At 73.4% G+C, this 18,795-nt stretch carries 14 protein-coding genes; 12 read left to right on the forward strand and 2 right to left on the reverse strand.

Going from position 1 to position 18,795, the window contains the following annotated elements; all coding sequences use genetic code 11:
• Positions 1-37 precede the first annotated feature (37 nt).
• The gene (locus AC5WAM_RS34130) at positions 38-1,504 is read left to right on the forward strand and encodes an RsmB/NOP family class I SAM-dependent RNA methyltransferase (protein ID WP_495519867.1); all 1,467 of its coding nucleotides are present in this window, start codon (positions 38-40) and stop codon (positions 1,502-1,504) included.
• 84 nt (positions 1,505-1,588) lie between these two features.
• On the opposite strand, the gene AC5WAM_RS34135 is transcribed toward AC5WAM_RS34130, so the two are convergent.
• Entirely contained in the window at positions 1,589-3,772 is a 2,184-nt protein-coding gene (locus tag AC5WAM_RS34135) for an MMPL family transporter (protein WP_495519868.1), read from the reverse strand.
• Positions 3,773-3,917: 145 nt separating this feature from the next.
• On the opposite strand from AC5WAM_RS34135, the gene rpe reads away from it, so the two are divergent.
• The 9 genes from rpe to AC5WAM_RS34180 all read left to right on the forward strand — a co-directional run bounded on the left by rpe (position 3,918) and on the right by AC5WAM_RS34180 (position 15,077).
• The gene (rpe, locus tag AC5WAM_RS34140) at positions 3,918-4,604 is read left to right on the forward strand and encodes a ribulose-phosphate 3-epimerase (protein ID WP_366794106.1); all 687 of its coding nucleotides are present in this window, start codon (positions 3,918-3,920) and stop codon (positions 4,602-4,604) included.
• 171 nt (positions 4,605-4,775) lie between these two features.
• A complete protein-coding gene (locus tag AC5WAM_RS34145) occupies positions 4,776-5,774 on the forward strand; it encodes a sugar-binding transcriptional regulator (RefSeq protein WP_249401638.1) in 999 nt (332 codons plus the stop codon).
• Between the two features lie 92 nt (positions 5,775-5,866).
• A complete protein-coding gene (locus AC5WAM_RS34150) occupies positions 5,867-6,283 on the forward strand; it encodes a guanyl-specific ribonuclease (protein ID WP_495519869.1) in 417 nt (138 codons plus the stop codon).
• Between the two features lie 13 nt (positions 6,284-6,296).
• A complete protein-coding gene (locus tag AC5WAM_RS34155) occupies positions 6,297-6,707 on the forward strand; it encodes a barstar family protein (RefSeq protein ID WP_366794108.1) in 411 nt (136 codons plus the stop codon).
• Positions 6,708-6,811: 104 nt separating this feature from the next.
• A complete protein-coding gene (locus AC5WAM_RS34160) occupies positions 6,812-9,610 on the forward strand; it encodes a helix-turn-helix transcriptional regulator (protein WP_495519870.1) in 2,799 nt (932 codons plus the stop codon).
• A gap of 216 nt (positions 9,611-9,826) precedes the next feature.
• Positions 9,827-11,053, forward strand: coding sequence for an MFS transporter (locus AC5WAM_RS34165; protein ID WP_366794110.1), 1,227 nt, complete (start codon positions 9,827-9,829; stop codon positions 11,051-11,053).
• A 184-nt stretch (positions 11,054-11,237) separates the two neighbouring features.
• Entirely contained in the window at positions 11,238-12,680 is a 1,443-nt protein-coding gene (locus tag AC5WAM_RS34170) for a GuaB1 family IMP dehydrogenase-related protein (protein WP_366794111.1), read from the forward strand.
• 422 nt (positions 12,681-13,102) lie between these two features.
• Positions 13,103-14,596, forward strand: a complete 1,494-nt coding sequence (locus AC5WAM_RS34175; RefSeq protein WP_366794112.1) for an amino acid permease — start codon at positions 13,103-13,105, stop codon at positions 14,594-14,596.
• 25 nt (positions 14,597-14,621) lie between these two features.
• Positions 14,622-15,077 carry an Lrp/AsnC family transcriptional regulator gene (locus tag AC5WAM_RS34180; protein WP_030674789.1) on the forward strand — a complete coding sequence of 152 codons (456 nt, stop codon included), beginning with the start codon at positions 14,622-14,624 and terminating at the stop codon, positions 15,075-15,077.
• A gap of 140 nt (positions 15,078-15,217) precedes the next feature.
• On the opposite strand, the gene AC5WAM_RS34185 is transcribed toward AC5WAM_RS34180, so the two are convergent.
• Positions 15,218-15,826: a Repetin gene (locus AC5WAM_RS34185; protein WP_366794113.1), complete on the reverse strand. Its 609-nt coding sequence runs from the start codon at positions 15,824-15,826 to the stop codon at positions 15,218-15,220.
• A 402-nt stretch (positions 15,827-16,228) separates the two neighbouring features.
• Between AC5WAM_RS34185 and AC5WAM_RS34190 the strand changes: the two genes are divergently transcribed.
• Positions 16,229-17,017: a carbon-nitrogen hydrolase family protein gene (locus tag AC5WAM_RS34190; RefSeq protein ID WP_495523700.1), complete on the forward strand. Its 789-nt coding sequence runs from the start codon at positions 16,229-16,231 to the stop codon at positions 17,015-17,017.
• Between the two features lie 53 nt (positions 17,018-17,070).
• Complete coding sequence (locus AC5WAM_RS34195) at positions 17,071-18,765, forward strand: flavin monoamine oxidase family protein (protein WP_366794114.1); 1,695 nt, start codon at positions 17,071-17,073, stop codon at positions 18,763-18,765.
• Positions 18,766-18,795 lie beyond the last annotated feature (30 nt).

Genomic DNA, 18,795 nt, shown 5'->3' on the forward strand with positions numbered 1-18,795 from the left:
CTTGGCGGACGTCTGATCCTCATGCAGCGGAGCACCTTTGAACGACCAGCCGAGCCGCCGTCCCCGCACCCAGGGCAAGCCCGGGAAGTCCGGGAAGCCCGGCAGGCCCCACAAGCCCTACCGGCGCCCGGAGCGGGACCCCGTGCGCATCCTCGCCTTCGAGGCGCTGCGGGCCGTGGACGAGCGCGACGCGTACGCGAACCTGGTCCTTCCGCCGCTGCTGCGCAAGGCCCGCGAGAAGGGCGACTTCGACGCGCGGGACGCGGCGCTCGCCACGGAGCTCGTCTACGGCACGCTGCGCCGCCAGGGCACGTACGACGCGATCGTCGCGGCCTGCATCGACCGGCCGCTGCGCGAGGTCGACCCGCCCGTCCTCGACGTACTGAACCTGGGCGTGCACCAGCTGCTCGGCACCCGCATCCCCACGCACGCCGCCGTGTCCGCGTCCGTGGAGCTGGCGCGCGTGGTCCTCGGCGACGGGCGGGCCAAGTTCGTCAACGCGGTGCTGCGCAAGGTCGCGGGCGACGACCTCGACGGGTGGCTGGAGAAGGTCGCCCCGCCGTACGACGACGACCCCGAGGACCATCTGGCCGTGGTGCATTCGCATCCGCGATGGGTCGTCTCCGCGCTGTGGGACTCGCTCGGCGGCGGCCGGGCGGGCATCGAGGACCTGCTCGAGGCCGACAACGAACGGCCCGAGGTGACCCTCGTGGCCCGGCCGGGACGGTCCACGGCCACGGAGCTCCTGGACGCGCTCGACAGCGAGGCCGCGCTGCCGGGCCGCTGGTCGCCGTACGCCGTGCGGCTCGCCGAGGGCGGCGAGCCCGGGCGGATCGAGGCGGTGCGCGAGGGGCGCGCCGGGGTGCAGGACGAGGGCAGTCAGCTCGTCGCCCGCGCGCTCGCGGACGTGCCGATCGAGGGGCCCGACACGAAGTGGCTCGACGGGTGCGCGGGCCCCGGCGGCAAGGCCGCGCTGCTCGCGGGGCTGGCCGCCGAGCGCGGGGCGGTCCTGCTGGCCTCCGAGAAGCAGCCGCACCGGGCCGGGCTCGTGGGTCAGGCCCTCGCGGGCAACCCCGGCCCGTACCAGGTCATCGCCGCCGACGGCACGCGTCCGCCGTGGCGGCCCGGCACCTTCGACCGGATCCTCATGGACGTGCCCTGCACGGGGCTCGGCGCGCTGCGGCGGCGGCCCGAGGCGCGGTGGCGGCGTCGCCCCGAGGACCTGGAGGGGTTCGCGCCGCTCCAGCGGTCGCTGCTGCGCAGGGCGCTGGAGTCCGTGCGCGTGGGCGGTGTCGTGGGGTACGCCACCTGTTCGCCGCACCTCGCGGAGACCCGGGCCGTCGTGGACGACGTGCTCAAGCAGACGGACGGCGCCGAGCTGGTCGACGCGCGCCCGCTGTTCCCGGGGGTGCCTGCGCTGGGCGAGGGGCCCGACGTGCAGCTGTGGCCCCATGTGCACGGGACGGACGCGATGTACTTGGCGGTCGTCCGCCGCACGGGGTGAGCCCGGGGCACCGCCCTGGAGCCCCCTGGTCGGCGCACGCGGTGACCCCGGGAGCCCCTGGTGCCTCGCGCCGCGGGCCCGTCCTCACACGCCGGACGGGCTCGCGTCCTCCGTCGGGCTCGCTTGCTCCGGCGCCTGTTCCTTCGCCAGCGCGTGCGGCCACCAGATCTTCGGGCCCACGTCCAGGAACACGCTCGTGACCAGGATCGAGCGGACGATGAAGGTGTCCAGGAGGACGCCCAGGGCCACGGAGAAGCCCACTTCGACGAAGGCGACCATCGGGATCGTGCCGAGGACGGCGAAGGTGCCCGCGAGGACCAGGCCCGCCGAGGTGATGACCGCCCCGGTGGCGGCCAGGCCGGTCACGACGCCGCGGCGGGTGCCGTGGGCGGCCGCGTCCTCGCGGACGCGGGTGGTCAGGAAGATGTTGTAGTCGATGCCCAGGGCCACGAGGAAGACGAAGACGAACAGCGGGAAGTCCGTCGACTCGCCGGGGAAGTCGAAGACGTGGCGGAAGACCAGCGCGCTGATGCCGAGGGCCGCGGAGAAGGACAGGACCACGGTGGTGATGAGCAGCAGCGGCGCCACGATCGCCCGGAGCAGCAGGGCGAGGATCAGCAGGACCACCACGAGCACGAGCGGGATGACCAGTTTGTCGTCGTGGATCGTGGCCTTGTCCATGTCGAGCAGCGTCGCCGTGCCGCCGCCGATCTTCGCATCCGCGTCGGGTACGTCGTGGACGGCGTCGCGGACCCGCTCGACGGTGTCCTTGGCCGCCTCGCTGTCGGAGGGGTCCGTGAGGACCGCCTCGTAGAGGACCTTGCCGTCGTGCTCGGGTTTGGTGCCCGGCGGCACGGCCACCGTCGCCGGGTCCACGCCGCGGGTCCCGCTGACGACGCGGCTGACGTCCTCGGCCTTGGCCCGGTCGGCGACCACGACCAGCGGGTCGCCGCTGCCCGCGGGGAAGTACTTCGCCGAGACCTCCTGGCCGGTGACGGAGTTCGGCTTGTCGAGGAAGGCGTCCTCGTTGCTGACGCCCGCCGCACGCAGCTGGAGCAGGCCCAGGGAGAGCGCCGCGAGCGCCACGGAGGTGGCGACCCACGTCAGCCGGGGGCGGCGCGCGATGCGGCGGCCCATGCGGGCCCACACGCCGTGCTCGGCGGGGTCGGCGGAGCCGTGGCGCGGGATCTTCGGCCAGAACAGCCAGCGGCCGCAGATCACAAGGAGGGCGGGGAACAGCGACAGCATCACGAGCAGCGCGACCCCCACGCCGATCGCGGCGACGGGCCCGAGGCCGCGCGTGGAGTTCATCTCGGCCGCGAGCAGCACCAGCATGCTCACGACGACGGTCGCGCTGGAGGCGATGACGGCGGGCCCGGCCCGGTGCAGGGCGAGGGCCATCGCTTCGTGCCGGTCCTCGTGGCGGCGCAGCTCCTCGCGGTAGCGGGCGACCAGGAGCAGGGCGTAGTCCGTCCCCGCGCCGAAGACGAGCACGGTGAGGATGCCCGCGCTCTGACCGTTGACGGTCAGGCCCGCGTGCTCGGCGAGGAGGTAGATCAGTGCCTGGGCGGTGAAGAGGGAGACGAGTGCGGAGAGGAGGGGCACCAGCAGGAGGACGGGGCTGCGGTAGGTGATCAGCAGCGCCACCACGACGACGCCGCCCGCGGCGAGCAGCAGCGTGGAGTCGATGTCGGCGAACGCCTTCGAGAAGTCCGCGCCGATCCCGGCGGGCCCCGTGACGTAGACGTCCAGGCCGTCGGCGCTGTCGCCCACCGCGTCGCGCACGTCGTCGACGGCGTCCGGCAGGTCGTTGTAGGTGTCGTTGTTCACCGTGAGCGGCACGTACACCTGGGCCGCGTGGGCGTCGCCGCCCTTCTTGTCGAACGTCGGGCCGCGGGTCTCCTCGCCGCGGATCCAGTGCGAGCGCAGCTGTTTGACCCTGCCGACGCCCTGGTCGATGCGGTCGCGGTCCGCGGCCGTCAGGGGGGCGTCCTCGCGCGCGAACACGACGACCATCGGCATCGTCTCGGGCCTGAACTCATCCGACACGTCCAGGACTTGGGTGGACTCGGCGGACCGCGGCACCCAGGACGAGGTGGTGTTGTCCTGCTCGTCGGTGAGCTTCTGGGCGAACGGCGCCGCGAGGACGAGGGCGGCCAGCCAGAGCACGAGCACCAGCCACTTGGCGCGCCGTCCACAGACCAGCCATGCCGCCCCCCGGCGGGCCTGCCGCCGTTGGTCGGGCCGTGCCTTCGGCGTTCCTGGCATAGGTGCCCCCTGCTGCCCCACGCACTGCCGGTGGACGGCCAGCATGGCACGGGGCGTGCGGGCGCGGGAGGGAGTAGGGGGACGCCCGGCACACCTTGGCGGGACCGGAGCGGGCAACGACCGCCGGGCATGGCAGGCTTGGGGCATGGCCCCGCAGATCAACCCCAGCATCCTGTCCGCCGACTTCGCCCGCCTCGCCGAGGAGGCGAAGGCCGTCGAGGGCGCGGACTGGCTCCATGTCGACGTCATGGACAACCACTTCGTGCCGAACCTCACCCTCGGGGTGCCGGTCGTAGAGTCCCTGGCGCGGGCGACGGACACCCCGCTGGACTGCCATCTGATGGTGGAGGACCCGGATCGCTGGGCCCCGCAGTACGTCGAAGCGGGTGCCGGGTCCGTCACCTTCCACGCGGAGGCCGCCGCCGCGCCCGTCCGGCTCGCCCGCGAGATCCGCGCCAAGGGTGCCCGCGCCTCCATGGCGCTGAAGCCCGCGACGCCCATCGAGCCGTACGAGGACCTGCTCCCCGAGCTCGACATGCTGTTGATCATGACGGTCGAGCCCGGCTTCGGGGGCCAGGCCTTCCTCGACATCATGCTCCCCAAGATCCGCCGCACCCGTGAGCTCATCGGCAAGCACGGCCTCGACCTGTGGCTCCAGGTCGACGGCGGGGTCTCGGCCGCCACCATCGAGCGGTGCGCCGAGGCGGGCGCCGACGTCTTCGTCGCCGGGTCCGCCGTGTACGGCGCCGAGGACCCGGCCGAGGCGGTCCGCTCCCTGCGCGCGCAGGCGGGGGCCGCCACGGCGACCGCCGGGTGGGCGTGCGCTCACTGACCCCCGCGCGGCCGACGGCTTGGCCACGGGAACGTGAACGCGGCCCATCGAGGCTGATCAAGTACGCCGGATCTGCGAGGATGAACAGCGAATCCAGGTGTACGAATGTCGTGAACAGCAGTGAGCAGTGAGGAGAGCGCCGTGTCGGCCATGTCGGCGGGTCGGTCAGCCATGCGGATGGGACCCGCGGAGCTGGTGCAGGCGGCGGCCATGGCCCGCCGCTTCTATCTCGAGGGCAAGTCCAAGATCCAGATCGCCGAGGAGTTCGGCGTCAGCCGCTTCAAGGTGGCCCGGGTCCTGGAGACCGCTCTCGAACGGGACCTTGTACGGATCGAGATCCGCGTGCCCGCGGAGCTGGACGCCGAGCGCTCGGACGCGCTCCGCGCCCGCTACGGCCTGCGGCACGCCGTCGTCGTCGAGTCGCCGTCCTCCACGGACGACGTCGACGAGTCGCCCGACCCGGAGAACCTCGGCGAGGTCGCGGCGGGACTGCTCGGCGAGCTCGTGGCCGAGGGCGACGTGCTCGGCCTCGCGTGGGGCCGCTCGACCATCAACATGGCGGCGGCGCTCGAGGCGCTGCCGCCCTGCACCGTCGTACAGCTCACGGGCGTGTACGACGCGGGCACCGCGGAGCGCGGCTCCGTCGAGGCCGTGCGCCGCGCCGCGCAGGTCTCCGGCGGCGACGCCCACCCCATCTACGCGCCCATGCTCCTCCCGGACGCGGCGACGGCCGCCGCGCTGCGGCACCAGACGGGCATCGCCCGCGCCTTCGAGTACTTCGACAAGGTGACCGTCGCCGCGGTGTCCATCGGCTCCTGGGAGCCGGGCATCTCCACGGTGCACGACATGCTCACGGACGAGGAGCGGGCGCACTACGCCTCGCTCGGCGTCGCCGCCGAGATGTCCGCGCACCTCTTCGACGCCGAGGGCCGCAGGGTCGGGCGCGATCTGGGTGAGCGCTGCATCACCGTCGAGGCGGACCGGCTGCGCCGCATCCCGGAGGTCGTCGCGATCGCCGGGGGCCAGCGCAAGGCCGCGGCCATCGACGCGGTGCTCCGCTCCGGGCTCGTGACCAGCCTGGTCACGGACACGGCGGCGGCCGACCACCTCCTGGAGAAGGGGCCGTCCCCCCGGCCCGCGCTCGACCGCGCGGACCCGGACGGGAACTGACCCGCTCGCAGGCACGACCAGGGGCCCGGTGGTGTCCGGCGTCCGGACGCCGGCGCGTGCCGGTGCGCGGAGGCTGTGGCAGCATCGGGCCCATGATCATTCGGTCGGCGGGGCGCGTCCTGGGCGCGCTGCTCGTCTGTCTCGCGGTCCTCGTCACGGGCTGCGGCACTCAGCGGGACGGCGGCACACAGCCGGACGGCGGCACGTCCTCGACACCCGCCTGGGCGCGCGGCATGGCGACCGTCACGGCCGACCGGCTGCCCGCCGAGGCCCGCAGGACCCTGCGCCTCATCGACGAGGGCGGGCCCTTCCCCTACGCGAAGGACGGCACGGTCTTCGGCAACTTCGAGGGCCGGCTGCCCCGTGAGCCACGCGGCTACTACCACGAGTACACCGTCCGTACGCCGGGGGAGCGCGGCCGGGGCGCCCGGCGCCTCGTCACCGGCCGCGAGCACGAGACGTACTACACGGACGACCACTACGCGTCGTTCAAGGCGGTGCTGAGATGACGGAGGCACAAGCGTGACGACGGGTGACTGGGCGGGAGAGGAACCCGCCGCTGCGGACGGCGCGTCGCCGGGGGCGCTCGCGGGGGTGCTCGGGGCCGTGCGCGGCACCGGGTGGAGCACCGTGGCCCTGGAGCTGAGCGGCGTCCGGGACAAGGACGCCTTCATGGAGCGGTGCGCCACGGCGTTCGCGCTGCCGGAGTGGTTCGGGCGCAACTGGGACGCGCTGGCCGACTGTCTGACGGACCTGTCGTGGCAGCCGCGCGCGCGAGGGCGCCTCGTGGCCGTCACCGGCTGGCAGGAGTACGCGCGCCGGGCACCGGACGACTGGGAGATCGCGCAGGACGTCTTCGCCGCGGCGGTCGAGCACTGGCGGGGCGAGGACACGGCACTGGAGGTCGTGCTGGCACTGGGGCCGCCGGACTGACGGCACCGGGGCGTACGCCGCGCTGACGGCGTACCGGCACAGGAACACACCGGGCGGACGGCGGGCACACCGGCGGACGCGCGGACACACGGGGGGAACGGGGCATGGAGCTGTACGGGCGCGATCAGGAGCGGGCCGTCGTCGAGGGACTGCTCGACGGGGCGAGGAAACAGCGGGGCGGGGTGCTCGTCGTGCGCGGCGAGGCCGGGATCGGCAAGACGGCCCTGCTGGACCACGCCGCCGAGCACGCCACGGACCTGCGGGTGCTGCGCGGGCTCGGCATCGAGTCGGAGTCGGAGCTGGCCTTCGCGGGCCTGCATCTCCTGCTCGGGGCCCACGCCGACCGGCTCGACGCGCTGCCCGCGCCGCAGGCCCGGGCGCTGCGCGCGGCGTTCGGCCTGGACGTCGACCTCCCGGGCGGCAGCACCGCCGACCGCTTCCTCGTGGGGCTCGCGGTCCTGTCCCTGCTCGGGGAGATCGCCGAGGAGCGGCCCCTGGCCGTGCTCGTCGACGACGCGCAGTGGCTGGACCAGGCGTCGGCGGAAGCCCTGCTCTTCGCCGCGCGGCGGCTCGGCTCCGACCCCGTGGCGCTGGTCTTCGCGGTCCGCGACGGGCATCCGTTCCCCGCGTCGGGCCTCGCCGAACTGCGGCTCGCCGGGCTCGACGAGGAGACCGGCGCGCGCCTGCTCCACCAGCACGCCGACGGGCTGCCCGCGCACGTGCGCGGCCTGGTCCTGCGGGAGGCGCGCGGCAATCCGCTGGCCCTGCTCGAACTGCCCGCAGCGCTCAGCGCCGCCCAGCGCTCCGGCGATCTGCACGCCGACTTCTTCCACCTGGGCTCCCGGCCGGTGTCCGAACGCGTCGAGCGGACCTTCCTCGACCGGGCGCGGGCCCTGCCGCCCCGGGCCCAGGACCTGCTCGTGGTCGCCGCCGCCGAGCCCACCGGCGACCTGGGCGCCGTCCTGGCGGCGGGGCGGGCCCTGGACGCCTCGCTCGACGACCTGGCCGCCGCCGAGGCGAGCCGGCTGATCTCCGTGGCCGACGGGCGGCTGCGCTTCACGCACCCGCTGAGCCGTTCCGCGGTGTACCGCGCCGCGCCCCTGTCCCTGCGCACGGTCGTGCACCGCGCCCTCGCCGAGGCCACCACCGCCGACCGCCGCGCCTGGCACCGGGCGGCGGCCGCGACCGGGCCCGACGAGAGCGTCGCCGCCGACCTGGAGCACACCGCTCAGGCCGCGCGCCGCCGCGGCGGGCACCAGGCCGAGGCCGCCGCGTACGAGCGTGCCGCCGCGCTCTCGCCGACCGACGAGCAGCGCGCCCGGCGGCTCGTGGCCGCGGCCGAGGCCGTGGAGAACGCGGGCGAGCAGCAGCGCGCCGCGGGGCTCGCGGACCGGGCCGCCGCGCACCCGCACGACCCGCTGACCCGGGCCCGGCTGGCCCGCATCCGCGCCACGGCCGCGAACGCGCGCGGCGACCAGCGCGCCGCGCACGCCCTCCTCGTCGAGGCCGCGGCCGAGGTCGGGCCGCACGACGCGCGGGCGGCCGCGTACATGTTCCTGGACGCGATGTCCGCCGCCTGGGCGCTCAACGACCCGGGCATGATCGCGCGGACCTCGGCCGGGCTCACGGCGCTGCGGCCCGTGCCGTCCGGCCCGCGCGCCGAGCCCGGGGCCGCGCGCCTGATCACCGCCGTCGACGGTCTGGCCGCCGTGGCGCTCGGCGACCCGGCCCGGGGGCTGCCCGCCGCCCGCCTCCTCGTCGAGGCGCCCGGTGCCGCGGAGAGCGCGCCGGGGCTGTGGGAGCGGGCCAGCACGCACTGGTGGCACCAGCTCATCGGCGACCTGGGCGCCGCGTACGAGCGGGCCCGCGCGCTGGAGCGGGACTGCCGGGCCGGGGACGCGATCGGCCTCATGCCCGCCGCGCTGTTCCACCTCGCGCGAGCCCAGCTGCTCATGGGCCGTTTCCGGGACGCCACGGCGTCCGCCGCCGAGGGCGCGCGGATCGCGGAGGACACCGCGCAGGGCCTGTTCGCGGGCAATCTGCGCGGGGTGCTCGCGCACATCGCCGCGGCCGAGGGCGACGAGGACCGCTGCCGGGCGCTCACCAGGGAGCTCGCCGCGCAGGGCCTGCCCATCGCGGGCGCCTGGTCGAGCGGCGCGCTCGCCCTGCTCGACCTCGGCCACGGCCGCCACGACGAGGCCCTGCACCGCCTGGAGGACCTGTGGGCCGGGCCGCACGGGCATTCCGGCTTCGCCCTGTACGCCCTGCCCGACCTGGTGGAGAGCGCGGTGCGCGGGGGCAGGACCGAGCGCGCAGAGGCCGCGGCCGCCGCGTTCGCGAAGTGGGCGGACGCCACCGGGCAGCCCTGGGCGCGGGCCGTGGCGCTGCGCTGCCGCGCGCTGCTCGCCACGGTGGGGGCCGCCGGGGGCGACGGGGCCGCTGAGGCCACCGCGCAGGGCGACCCCGCCGACGCCCTCTTCGCCGAGGCCGTCCGGGTCCATCTGCACGACCAACGCCCCTTCGAGCGGGCCCGCACCGAGCTCCTGTACGGGGAGTGGCTGCGGCGCAGGCTGCGCAGGTCCGACGCCCGGCCCCGGCTGCGCGCCGCCCTGGAGCTGTTCGACGCGGTCGGCGCCCCGCTGTGGGCGGAGCGCGCCCGCGCCGAGCTGCGGGCCACCGGCGAGACCACGCCGGTCCGCGACCGCGAGGCGGGCCTGCTCGACCGGCTCACGCCGCAGGAGCTCCAGATCGTGCGGCTCGCGGCGACCGGCCTGAGCAACCGGGACATCGCGGCCCAGCTGTTCCTCAGCCCGCGCACCGTCGGCTACCACCTCTACAAGGCGTATCCGAAGCTGGGCGTCGCCTCGCGCGGCGAGCTGGCCCGCATGGACCTGGGGGAGTAGGGCCGACGCACGGGCGGGGCGGGCGGGGCGGGTGCCGGGACCGGCGCGGGGCGGGGCGGCGGGCGGCGCGGGTGCCGGGACCGGCGTGGGAGCGACGACGGACGCACACCAGTCATGTGACTGATTCGCGCCCCTCGGCCGCTTCCTAGCGTGTTCCTCGCGGCCTTCACCGCCGCGTACAGCCCCAAGCGAACCGCTCGGAACGGGAGTTCAGCCATGTCCGGCCCCAGCAAGTCAGCCACCTCCGCCACACCCACCGCTCCCGTCACCCCCAGCACGCCCGCGCCGCCGCCGGACCGGGTCTCCGTCAAGACCTGGCTGGCCGTCGTGGCCATGGCGCTCGGCACCTTCGCCATGATCACCGTCGAGGCCCTCCCGGTCGGCCTGATGACCTCGATCAGCGGCGGGCTCGACGTCTCCGAGGGCGCGGTCGGCCTCCTGGTGACCGTGCCGGGTCTCGTGGCCGCGGTGACCGCGCCCGTCCTGCCCGTCCTCATCGGCCGCCTCGACCGGCGGCTCGTCCTGCTCGCCCTGCTCACGCTGATGGTCGCGGCCAACGCCCTCTCGGCGGCCGCCTCCGGCTTCGCCCTGCTGCTCGTCGCGCGGTTCGTCGCGGGCGTCAGCATCGGCGGGTTCTGGGCCCTCGCGGCGGGCATCGCCGTGCGGCTCGTGCCCGAGCGGCACATCCCGCGGGCCACCGCACTCGTCTTCGGCGGCGCGACCGCGGCCAACGTGATCGGCGTGCCCGCGGCGACGTTCGTCGGTGAGCTCTCCGACTGGCGGATCGCGTTCCTGGCCGTCGCCGGGCTCGGTCTGATCGTGGTCGCGGGCCTGGTGTTCCTGCTCCCGAGCCTGCCCGCCACCGAGCCGGTGCGCCTGTCCGAGCTGCCCCGGCAGTTCCGCAACCGCACGGTCCGCGCGGGCGTCATCGCCACCGGCCTGCTCGTGGGCGGCCACTACGCGGCCTTCACCTTCATCAGCCCGATCCTCCAGGACACCTCGGGCGTCAGCGAGAGCCTGATCGGTCCGCTGCTGCTGGTCTACGGCCTCGCGGGCATCGGCGGCACGGTCCTCGCGGGCATCACCGCGACCCGTGACGTGCGCGCCACCATCATCGCCATGAGCGTGCTGCTCGCCGCCGTGCTCGCGCTGTTCCCGCTGGTCGGCCGGAGCCCGGCGACCGGGATCGTGCTCCTGGTGCTGTGGGGCCTCGCCTTCGGCGGCATCCCCGTGGCCGTGCAGACCTGGGTGCTCAAGGCCGCGCCCGACTCGACCGAGGCCGCGACCGCGCTGAACACCTCGATGTTCAACCTGGCCATCGCCTCGGGCGCGGCGCTCGGCGGCGTGGTGGTGAGCGCGGTGTCGCTCACCGCGGTCCTCGGATTCGGCGCGGTCCTCAGCGCGCTCACCTCGCTGGCGGTGTGGCGCACCCGGAAGATCTAGACGCAGCGCAGGCCCGCGGCAGCGGACGGTGGTGCCCTTGGAGGATCTGACCAGGGGGTTCATGCGCCGCCTGGGGGATCGTCCCAGGCGGCGCAATCGGTTGGGCATGGGACAATGAAGTACGTGCTTTTCCCCCGGCTGTCCGGTTCGGGGGCCACCTCTGATCGACTGGGATGAGCAGCACGTGCGTTTCCTCAATGACATCCAGCCTGCGTACGACCTGACGTACGACGACGTCTTCATGGTCCCGAGGCGCTCCGCCGTCGGTTCCCGCCAGGGTGTCGACCTCGCCTCGCCCGACGGCACCGGCACCACGATCCCGCTGGTCGTCGCCAACATGACGGCGATCGCGGGCCGCCGCATGGCCGAGACCGTCGCCCGTCGCGGCGGGATCGTCGTCATCCCGCAGGACATCCCGATCGAGGTCGTCACCGAGGTCATCTCCTGGGTGAAGACGCGCCACCACGTCCTGGACACCCCGATCGTCCTCTCGCCGTCGCAGACCGTCGCGGACGCGCTCGCGCTGCTGCCCAAGCGCGCGCACAACGCGGGCGTCGTCGTGGACGCGGACCACCGCCCGGTCGGCGTGGTCACGGACGCGGACCTGAGCGGCGTCGACCGCTTCACGCAGCTCGCCGAGGTCATGTCCAAGGACCTGGTGCTGCTCGACGCGGACATCGACCCGCGCGACGCGTTCAACAAGCTGGACGGCGCCAACCGCCGCTACGCGCCCGCCGTCGACAAGGACGGCCGCCTCGCGGGCATCCTCACCCGCACCGGCGCCCTGCGCGCGACCCTCTACAAGCCCGCCCTGGACGCGGACGGCAAGCTGCGCATCGCCGCCGCCGTCGGCATCAACGGCGACGTGGCGGGCAAGGCCAAGCAGCTGCTCGACGCCGGTGTGGACACGCTCGTCGTGGACACCGCGCACGGCCACCAGGAGTCGATGATCGCCGCGGTCAAGGCCGTGCGCGCGCTCGACCCGCAGGTGCCGATCGTGGCGGGCAACATCGTCGCCGCCGAGGGCGTCCGCGACCTGATCGAGGCCGGCGCCGACATCATCAAGGTCGGCGTGGGCCCCGGCGCCATGTGCACCACGCGCATGATGACCGGCGTCGGCCGCCCGCAGTTCTCCGCCGTCCTGGAGTGCGCCGCCGAGGCCAAGAAGTTCGGCAAGCACGTCTGGGCCGACGGCGGTGTCCGCCACCCGCGCGACGTCGCCATGGCGCTCGCCGCGGGCGCGTCGAACGTCATGATCGGCTCCTGGTTCGCGGGCACGTACGAGTCCCCGGGCGACCTCCAGCACGACGCCCAGGGGCGCGCCTACAAGGAGTCCTTCGGCATGGCCTCCGCCCGTGCCGTGCGCAACCGCACGTCCGACGAGTCGGCGTACGACCGCGCCCGCAAGGCGCTCTTCGAGGAGGGCATCTCGACCTCCCGCATGTTCCTGGACCCGGCGCGTCCGGGCGTCGAGGACCTGATCGACTCGATCATCGCGGGCGTCCGCTCCTCCTGCACCTACGCGGGCGCGGGCTCCCTGGAGGAGTTCGCCGACCGGGCCACCGTCGGCATCCAGAGCGCCGCCGGATACGCCGAGGGCAAGCCGCTGCACGCCAGCTGGAGCTGACGCGCCGGCCCCCGGGCCCAACTCATCGACGGCCCCCGCGAGTTCGCTCGCGGGGGCCGTCGGCGTTTCCCCGGTGCTTCGGGAAGATTACAAACGGAATACGGATCGACCGACGGGCGGGATGCGGGAGCCGTATCGGCGGCGGCCGCGCCGGAAACAAACGGAATCCCCAGCAGGGGACAAAACGGACGTCGCGCAACGGACGAAAGGGACGGCGCAATAAAGATCCGTCCCTTCGGCGCTCACGCAACGATCTTCCGCCGGTGCGCAACGTTGCTGCATTTCGGCTGAGAAGCGGAACCCCTTAGAGTCTGGCGCTGTACGTGGCGTGGCGGGGACTGCCTGCTCGGTGGTTCCCGTGGTGATGCTCGGGCTGCCGTGGGTCCCGGCCATTTCGACCGGCAGCGATTAAGGAGCCACCCGTGCTCGACCAGGGCGTCCCCCCGAAGACCCGCCCACGCCCCCAGGGCGACAGCGGTTTCGGCAGCCGAATAACGCGGCGCAAGCCGGTGGACCGCCTGGTCGCCGAGGGCGGCCAGGGCGAGGGCGGCACGCTCCGCCGGACCCTCGGCATGTGGCAGCTGACCATGATCAGCATCGGCGCGACGCTCGGCACCGGCATCTTCGTGGTGCTCGGCGAGAGCGTGCCCAAGGCCGGCCCGGCCGTGACGGTCTCCTTCGTCATCGCCGGACTCACCGCCCTGTTCTCGGCCCTGTCCTACGCCGAGCTCGCGGGCACCATCCCGGTGGCCGGATCCTCGTACTCGTACGCGTACGCGACGATGGGCGAGCTCGTCGCCTGGGTCTGCGGCTGGTGCCTGGTCCTGGAGTACGGCGTGTCCGTCGCGGCCGTCGCCGTCGGCTGGGGCCAGTACCTGAACGAGCTGCTCGACGGCACCATCGGCGTCACCATCCCGGACGCGCTCTCCGCGGCGCCCGGTGAGGTCGACGGGGCGATCATCAACCTGCCCGGTCTGATCGTCGTGCTGCTCGCCATGGTGTTCCTGCTCGGCGGCGCCAAGGAGTCCGCCCGCGCGAACACGATCATGGTCATCGTGAAGATCGCGGCCCTCGTGCTGTTCTGCGCGGTCGGCTTCACGGGCTTCAAGTCCGGCAACTACGCCGACTTCATGCCGCTCGGCGTCGCCGGGGTCAGCGCGGCCGGAGCGAGTCTGTTCTTCTCCTACATCGGCTTCGACGCCGCCTCCACCGCGGGCGAGGAGGCCAAGAACCCGCAGCGCGACCTGCCCCGAGCGATCATGCTGTCGCTGATCATCGTCACCGCCCTGTACGTTCTGGTCGCCGCCGTCGCCGTCGGCGCCTGGAACTGGAAGGACTTCGAGGGCTCCGAGGCGTCGCTCACCGCGATCATGAACGACGTCACCGGCCAGACCTTCTGGGGCACCCTGCTCGCCGCCGGTGCCGTCATCTCGATCGCCAGCGTCGTCCTGACCGTCCTCTACGGCCAGACCCGCGTGCTGTTCGCGATGTCCCGCGACGGCCTCGTGCCGAAGACGTTCGCCAAGGTCAGCGGCAAGACCGGCACGCCCCGCGTGAACACCGTCATCGTGTCCCTGTTCTGCGGCGTCCTCGCCTCGGTGATCCCGCTCGGCAAGCTCGTCGACGCCACCAGCATCGGCACGCTCTTCGCCTTCGGCCTGGTCAACATCGCCGTGGTCATCCTGCGCCGCACCCGCCCCGACATGCCGCGCACCTTCCGGGTGCCGCTCGGCTGGCTCTTCCCGGTGCTCGGCTTCGGCTTCTGCGCGTACAACATGTACAACCTCGACGCGGCGACCTGGAAGGTCTTCGGTGTCTGGATGGTCGTCGGGCTCGTGTTCTACTTCCTGTACGGGATGCGCCGCTCCCGTCTGGAGACCGAGCCGCCCGCCGCGGAGGCCTCCGCAGTGAAGTGACACGCAGAGAAGTGAACGACCCCCAGTGCGACTGAACGATCTCGACGAACGCATCGTGCACGCCCTCGCCGAGGACGCCCGCCGCTCCTACGCCGACATCGGCCAGCTCGTCGGCCTGTCCGCGCCCGCCGTGAAGCGGCGCGTGGACCGGCTGCGGGCCACCGGAGCGATCACCGGATTCACCGTCCGCGTCGACCCGGCCGCGCTCGGCTGGGAGACCGAGGGGTTCATCGAGATCTACTGTCGCCGCAACACCTCGCCGGAGGCGATCCAGCGCGGTCTGGAGCGCTATCCCGAGGTCGCGTCCGCCTCCACCGTCACCGGGGAGGCGGACGCGCTCGTGCAGGTCTTCGCCGCGGACATGCGTCATTTTGAGCGCGTGCTCGAACGGATCGCGGGGGAGCCGTTCGTCGAGCGCACCAAGTCGGTGCTCGTCCTTTCGCCGCTGATGCGGCGGTTCTCCTCGGGGTCTCCCGCCTAGTTCTCCGACTGCGGGCGCGCGGTGGCTGGTCGCGCCCACGCGGCGGAGCCGCATAGCGAAACAGCCCCGCGCCCCTTCGGGGTGCTTTCCCCAAGGGGCGCGGGCCGCCCGACCCCCGTGCGGGCCGCCCGCGCCCCGGCTCAGTCGCCCTCGGGGTACGGCGGGTTCCACGGGGTCACGTGGAAGTCGCCCGTGCCCTTCTTGAGCTTTTCGAACGGGGCGGCGCTGTTGCACTTGGTCAGCTTCTTGTCACCGGTGGGGCCGCCGGTCGCGCCCCAGCTGTAGCCGACGCGGTCGTTCTTGCCCTGGTCGTGGACGCTGAAGCCGACGCGGCCACCCTTGATCTCCTTGATGTTGGTCTCGGTGATGACGCCGGTCGTCGTCGCCACCTTGCCGCCCGTCACCAGGCAGTCGATCCGGCCCTTGGCCCAGCCGCCCTTGCCGCCCGGCTTGTCCAGGTGGACGAACTTGAAGGTGCCGGTGGCCTTGGACGGGTCGCCGTTGTGCCGCTCGGCCAGGTGCGCGTCGAACGTGAAGGTGACGTCCTCCGTCGTCTTGCGGAACATCTTGCCCGTGCCGGTGAGCGCGGCCGCCTCACGGGGCTTCGCCTGCTGCTCGGCGGCCGGTACGGGGCGCGTGACGTCCTCGCCGGACGCGGCGGCCACGCCCGCCGCCCCCGCGGCGACCAGGAACGCCGCGCTCACGGCGAGGACGCGGGTGCTGTTGCGGGTGAAGGTGATGCGGCTCACGGGAAGCCCTCCGTCGGTCGAAGCGACCCGGTCGTTCCGGGTGACTTCACGATCTCCCGGGGAGGGGGCCCGGCACGTCGGGCCCGAGGCTGCTCTCCGCTTCCCCCGCGCGGGGGAGCCCCGCGGCGGCCGGCTGCGCCCCAGGTCGGACCTCCCGTAGCCCTGGCAGCCCCCTAGCACACGGGCCCACCGTCCGTACGCGCCCCGTACGCCGTCCCTACGCGACCTGTACGCCGCCCCGCAACGAATCTCCGCCCCGACCCCTCGACGCGCAACGGATCGCGGGGGCAGGCGCAACGGTCGTGTCTTGTCCCGTCACACCCGCGAAACGTACGGTCTATCCGACTCACCCCGCCCCCCGCCCGTGCCCCTTCTGCGCCCCCGAGGTCCGCCATGCCGCCGCTGCGCACCGCCCTGCTCCAGAGCTCGGGGCGTCCCGGCTCCGTCGCCGCCAACCTCAAGGCCCTGGACGAGGCGGCCGCCCGCGCCGCGGCCGCCGGGGCACGGCTCCTGGTGACGCCGGAGATGTTCCTGACGGGCTACGCCATCGGCGACGACGTGCCGCGCCTCGCCGAGACCGCGGACGGCGAGGCGGCCGACGCCGTCGCCGAGACCGCGGTGCGCCACGGCCTGGCCATCGCCTACGCCTACCCCGAGCGCGACGGCGAGCGGGTCTACAACGCCGTCCAGCTCATCGGCGCCGACGGCACCCGCCTCGCCAACTACCGCAAGACCCACCTCTTCGGCTGCTTCGAGCGCGACCACTTCACGCCCGGGGAGCAGCCGGTCGTCCAGGCCGAGCTCGACGGCGTCCGGATCGGCCTGATGATCTGCTACGACGTGGAGTTCCCCGAGAACGTCCGCGCCCACGCCCTCGCGGGCACCGACCTGCTGCTCGTGCCGACGGCCCAGATGCACCCCTTCCAGTTCGTCGCCGAGTCGGTCGTGCCCGTGCGCGCCTTCGAGAACCAGATGTACGTCGCGTACGTCAACCGCGTCGGCCAGGAGGGCGAGTTCGAGTTCGTCGGCCTGTCGACGCTCGCGGGCCCCGACGGCGTGGCCCGCGCCCGCGCCGGGCGCGGCGAGGAGCTGGTGTTCGCCGACGCCGACCCGGAGTTCCTGGCCGCCTCCCGCGAGGCCAACCCCTATCTGCGCGACCGCCGCCCCGGCCTGTACGCGTCCCTCGGCTGAGCCGAGCCCCCACCCGCACCACCGTTCCGTACTGTGCAAGGAGTCCGTACCCCATGACGTCCACGGTGCCCACCGCCGTCCAGCACACCGACGCGCAGCCGCCCATCACCATGTTCGGGCCGGACTTCCCGTACGCGTACGACGACTTCCTCGCCCACCCGGCGGGGCTCGGGCAGATACCCGCGACCGAGCTCGGCACCGAGGTCGCCGTCATCGGCGGCGGTCTGTCCGGCATCGTGGCGGCGTACGAGCTGATGAAGATGGGCCTCAAGCCCGTCGTGTACGAGGCCGACCAGATCGGCGGCCGGCTGCGCACCGTCGGCTTCGAGGGCTGCGACCCGTCGCTGACCGCCGAGATGGGCGCGATGCGCTTCCCGCCGTCCTCGACGGCGCTCCAGCACTACATCGACCTGGTGGGCCTGGAGACGCGGCCGTTCCCCAACCCCCTGGCGGAGTCGACGCCCTCGACCGTCGTCGACCTCAAGGGCGAGTCGCACTACGCCGAGACCGTCGCCGACCTGCCGCAGGTCTACCGCGACGTGGCGAAGGCGTGGAGCGACTGCCTGGAGGAGGGCGCGGACTTCTCCGACATGAACCGCGCGCTGCGCGAGCGCGACGTGCCGCGCATCCGCGAGATCTGGGCGAAGCTCGTCGAGAAGCTCGACAACCAGACCTTCTACGGCTTCCTCTGCGAGTCCGAGGCCTTCAAGTCCTTCCGGCACCGCGAGATCTTCGGCCAGGTCGGCTTCGGTACCGGCGGCTGGGACACCGACTTTCCCAACAGCATCCTGGAGATCCTCCGCGTGGTCTACACGGAGGCGGACGACCACCACCGCGGCATCGTCGGCGGCTCCCAGCAGCTGCCGCTCCGCCTGTGGGACCGCGAGCCGCGGAAGATCACGCACTGGCCGCTCGGCACCTCCCTGGCCGAGCTGCACGAGGGCCGCGCGCCGAAGCCCGCCGTGACCCGGCTGCACCGCACCGCGGGCAACAACATCACGGTGACCGACGCCAACGGCGACATCCGCACCTACCGGGCGGCCATCTTCACCGCGCAGTCCTGGATGCTGCTCTCCAAGATCGAGTGTGACGACTCGCTGTTCCCCATCGACCACTGGACGGCGATGGAGCGCACCCACTACATGGAGTCGTCCAAGCTCTTCGTGCCGGTGGACCGGCCGTTCTGGCTGGACAAGGACGAACAGACGGGCCGGGACGTCATGTCGATGACGCTCACCGACCGCATGACGCGCGGCACCTACCTGCTCGACGACGGACCGGACAAGCCCGCCGTCATCTGCCTCTCCTACACCTGGTGCGACGACAGCCTGAAATGGCTGCCCCTGTCGGCGAACGAGCGCATGGACGTCATGCTCAAGTCGCTCGGCGAGATCTACCCGAAGGTCGACATCCGCAAGCACATCATCGGCAACCCGGTGACCGTGTCCTGGGAGAACGAGCCCTACTTCATGGGCGCGTTCAAGGCCAACCTGCCGGGCCACTACCGCTACCAGCGCCGCCTGTTCACGCACTTCATGCAGGACGGCCTCCCCGAGGACAAGCGCGGCATCTTCCTCGCGGGCGACGACATCTCCTGGACGGCGGGCTGGGCCGAGGGCGCCGTGACGACCGCCCTGAACGCCGTGTGGGGCGTCATGCACCACCTGGGCGGCGCCACGGACCCGACGAACCCCGGCCCCGGCGACCTCTACGAGGACATCGCGCCGGTCGAGCTGCCGGAGGACTGAGGCCGACGGGGGTCCCGCGCCCGAGCGCGG

This window comes from Streptomyces sp. JLYT201, from assembly GCF_059448825.1.

What these genes read in the sequence shown, in the direction of transcription:
- AC5WAM_RS34135 (WP_495519868.1), bottom strand. Translation starts at nt 3,772, where the DNA reads ATGCCAGGAACGCCGAAGGCACGGCCCGACCAACGGCGGCAGGCCCGC.
- rpe (WP_366794106.1), top strand. Translation starts at nt 3,918, where the DNA reads ATGGCCCCGCAGATCAACCCCAGCATCCTGTCCGCCGACTTCGCCCGC.
- AC5WAM_RS34145 (WP_249401638.1), top strand. Translation starts at nt 4,776, where the DNA reads ATGCGGATGGGACCCGCGGAGCTGGTGCAGGCGGCGGCCATGGCCCGC.
- AC5WAM_RS34150 (WP_495519869.1), top strand. Translation starts at nt 5,867, where the DNA reads ATGATCATTCGGTCGGCGGGGCGCGTCCTGGGCGCGCTGCTCGTCTGT.
- AC5WAM_RS34160 (WP_495519870.1), top strand. Translation starts at nt 6,812, where the DNA reads ATGGAGCTGTACGGGCGCGATCAGGAGCGGGCCGTCGTCGAGGGACTG.
- AC5WAM_RS34165 (WP_366794110.1), top strand. Translation starts at nt 9,827, where the DNA reads ATGTCCGGCCCCAGCAAGTCAGCCACCTCCGCCACACCCACCGCTCCC.
- AC5WAM_RS34195 (WP_366794114.1), top strand. Translation starts at nt 17,071, where the DNA reads ATGACGTCCACGGTGCCCACCGCCGTCCAGCACACCGACGCGCAGCCG.